At 47.3% G+C, this 446-nt stretch carries 1 protein-coding gene; it reads left to right on the forward strand.

Going from position 1 to position 446, the window contains the following annotated elements; genetic code table 11:
• The coding region (locus tag VJI94_RS08000) for a hypothetical protein (RefSeq protein ID WP_324000496.1) at positions 1 to 349 on the forward strand (349 nt) is incomplete at its 5' end.
• Between the last annotated feature and the right edge of the window lie 97 nt (positions 350 to 446).

Below are 446 nucleotides of genomic sequence, written 5' to 3' on the forward strand. Positions count from 1 at the left end.
TGCACGGTTAACAGGGGGAGAGGGTTTAGGCCCCGACGAGATTGAGAAGGAAATAGCCCGCTGGACTAAGAGCGGCGGCGCTATGATCCAGACGATTAGGTTCGCTGAGTCCTATGAATTGCCTGCCGCGCAGAATATGTATATGCTTGGCTATGAATATGATCATGAGGCCAATGGACAGGCAGAAGATCGTATTCACCGGGATATTCGTGTAACACCGCACCCTGTCAATATATGGTACGTCAAACACACCAATTCTTATGACGTGGACATTATCGACAAGATGGCCTCAGGCGCTGATAATGTGCATTTATTAATGCATGCGGCAACAGTCGACGTTTTCAGGTAATAAAAAAGGGTAGCTCAAAAGGCTACCCTTTCTTATAATGATGTCGAAACCTTAAGGGGTTTCAAGATCCTGGACAGTCACCACATCCAACGTGGCA

This window comes from Parvimonas sp. D9, assembly GCF_035282565.1.
Classification (GTDB): domain Bacteria; phylum Bacillota; class Clostridia; order Tissierellales; family Peptoniphilaceae; genus Parvimonas; species Parvimonas micra.